The sequence below is a fragment of the Actinacidiphila sp. bgisy167 genome (assembly GCF_057707665.1).
In genome coordinates this window covers 1-1,381 of sequence record NZ_JBYIQP010000202.1, presented here as the reverse complement: position 1 = coordinate 1,381, position 1,381 = coordinate 1, and the positions used below count along the sequence as shown (strand labels likewise).

The window sequence follows — 1,381 nt, the reverse complement described above, 5'->3', positions numbered from 1 at the left end:
GGAGTGCCCAGGATCCGCCGGATACGGGGATAGCCGCGCCGGACCCGGCCGGGGGTGAGCCGGTCCGGAGTCAGTGGTTTCTCCCAGGGCCTGCGCAGGTCCTCGGCCAGGGGGCGGGCGAGGCAGAGTTGGGCGTAGGCGGCGAGGATCAGCCACACCCATCGGTCGGCCTGTTCCGGGGTGCGCAGACGAGGCCGGGTCAGCCCGAGGGTCTGCTTGAAGAAGCGGAATGTGTGTTCGATGTCGAATCGTCGCAGGAAGATCCGCCAGAGGCGGTTGACGTTGTGCGCGGTGGCGTCGGGGTCGCTGTGCCACAGCCACAGGGGCTTGGGGGCGCGGTTGCCGGGCAGGTACTCGACGGCCAGGTGGACCAGTGTGCCCTCGACGAGGGGCAGTTCGCCCTGGTGGTCGGCCCAGGAACCGCGCCGGTCCGGTTTGGGATGCAGTCGGCCCCAGCAGCGGGCGGTGACCTTGCCGAAGCGGTCGTGGACGCCGGTCGACTCCTGAACCGGGGCCGGGTGGGTGGCCGCGTCGGACAGGCGGAACTCCGCCCCGTGGCGGGGCGGGCGTCCCGGGTTGGTTCCGCGGCGCTTACCGGCCGGCGCGTACATCACCCGGTCCGCGCGGACGCGTCCCAGCAGCCGGACCGGCTCCTCGCGCAAGCAGCCAGGTCAGACGCACGAGGTCGTAGCCGGAGTCCATCACGAACAGGACCGGCGGGTCGCCCGGCCGCCACTGCCCGGCCTGTTCCAGGCGGGCGCGCAGCTCACGGATCTGAGCGGCGGTGACCTCGGTGGGATCGTCCTCGGGCCCGATGCGCACCGCGTCCAGCGGGCCGGTCCACGACGAGCGGCCCCCACCCAGGGCTACCGCCACTTGGTAGGGCCAGCCCGGGATGGTCTGGCGCACCCCGTCGCAACGGCACGGACGGTGGCAGTGCAGCCGCTCGGGCGAGCACTCGGCATCCGGACGAGGCCAGGGCGTGACGTCCAGCGCGATCGACAGCTGCCGATCCGCACCGCGCGGCAGCTCCAGCCCGGCCAGCGCCCTGCGCAGACGGGACACAGCGATGTGCCCCTGGGCCAGCGCGTCGTACATCGCCCCGTGCCCGCGCCGGTACACCGCCTCCAGCGACAGCTCAGGCAGAGAAACCACCGGCCCGCCGGCACACAGCACCGCGTCAGTCAGCTCGAACAGCGCATCGGCCCGCAGGGTCAGGCACTCGTAGAACTCGCGGCGGAACCGGGACAACCCGGTCAGGGCCTCGACGCGCGCGGCGCCATCTTGCAGACTGTCCATCACGGCCTTTGGGTTGATCGACTGTCGACTTCAGCGAGAAGACACGATCACGCAAAGGCCGCCCAACTGTCAGGCGAATGAC

Annotated in this window: 2 protein-coding genes; both read right to left on the bottom strand. The window is 71.6% G+C overall.

Annotation, left to right across the window (positions count from 1 at the left end; translation table 11 throughout):
- Positions 1-662: transposase (locus AC3ET4_RS30780; RefSeq protein WP_488175984.1), on the bottom strand; the 662-nt coding region annotated here is incomplete at its 3' end.
- Positions 592-1,299 carry a transposase gene (locus tag AC3ET4_RS30775; RefSeq protein WP_431955252.1) on the bottom strand — a complete coding sequence of 236 codons (708 nt, stop codon included), beginning with the start codon at positions 1,297-1,299 and terminating at the stop codon, positions 592-594. The genes AC3ET4_RS30780 and AC3ET4_RS30775, both read right to left, overlap by 71 nt.
- Positions 1,300-1,381: the final 82 nt, after the last annotated feature.

Coding starts and splice junctions, on each gene's coding strand:
- AC3ET4_RS30775 (WP_431955252.1), bottom strand. CDS start 1,299: ATGGACAGTCTGCAAGATGGCGCCGCGCGCGTCGAGGCCCTGACCGGG.